This is a genomic window from Seohaeicola nanhaiensis, from assembly GCF_042654245.1.
Classification (GTDB): domain Bacteria; phylum Pseudomonadota; class Alphaproteobacteria; order Rhodobacterales; family Rhodobacteraceae; genus Seohaeicola_A; species Seohaeicola_A nanhaiensis.
In genome coordinates this window covers 1-923 of sequence record NZ_JBHSGI010000042.1, presented here as the reverse complement: position 1 = coordinate 923, position 923 = coordinate 1, and the positions used below count along the sequence as shown (strand labels likewise).

Annotated in this window: 1 protein-coding gene; it reads left to right on the top strand. The window is 62.3% G+C overall.

Annotation, left to right across the window (positions count from 1 at the left end; translation table 11 throughout):
• Positions 1 to 16 precede the first annotated feature (16 nt).
• A protein-coding gene (locus ACFO5X_RS26195) for an IS630 family transposase (protein WP_380723288.1) occupies positions 17 to 923 on the top strand; the annotation gives its coding sequence in 2 pieces (ribosomal slippage) (positions 17 to 358 and positions 361 to 923; 905 coding nt annotated over the 2 pieces). This gene is flagged as partial in the annotation.

Below are 923 nucleotides of genomic sequence, written 5' to 3'. Positions count from 1 at the left end.
TTTGGGAGGATGGATCATGTCAGCACCTTTGCCGGATGCGCTTCGAGCGCGGTTTCAGAGATTGGTTGAGGAAGGGTTGAGCGGGCGGGCGGCGGCGTTGCGCCTGAAGCTTTCACCTGCCACCGGGGCGCGTTGGGGCCTTGCGATCCGACGAAGGGGACACGCATGCGCTACCCCGCAAGGTCGGCCTCGGGGCACGGGCAAGCTTGATCCTCATCGCTCGTTTCTGATCGAACTGATCGATCAGGACGGCGACATGACCATGCCCGAACTGGCCGGTGCGCTGGCGGATGCGACCGGTGTTCAGGCGCACCCGGATGCGATTGGACGGTTCCTGCGCAAGCTCGGCTTCACGTACAAAAAAAGTCGTTGGTCGCAACCGAGCGGCGGCGCGCACGGGTAAGGAAACAACGCGAGGACTGGATCAAGCATCGCCTGCCAGCCGTTGCAGCCCGACCGGATCGCGTTGTCTTTATTGACGAAACCTCCGTCAAAACCAACCTGACCCGCCAGCGAGGCTGGTCTCGGCGGGGCGAGCGGCTGGTGATGGAGGCGCCCTTTGGATCATGGGGCACGCAGACCTTCATCGCGGGTCTGGGCGCAGGGACGCTGATCGCCCCGTGGGTCATCAAAGGTGCGATGGATGGCGAAGCCTTTGCCGCTTACGTCGAGCAGGTACTGATCCCGGAACTGGAGCCAGGCACCGTCGTCATCCTGGACAACCTCGCTACGCACAAGAACGCCACCGCTGCCAAAGCCATGCGCGAAGCCGGATGCTGGTTCCTGTTCCTGCCGCCTTACAGCCCCGACCTGAACCCGATCGAGATGGCCTTCTCGAAACTCAAGGCACATCTGCGCAGGATCGGCGCGCGAACCTTCACCGATATGTTCCACGCCCTCACAGAAATCTGCGATCTATTCTC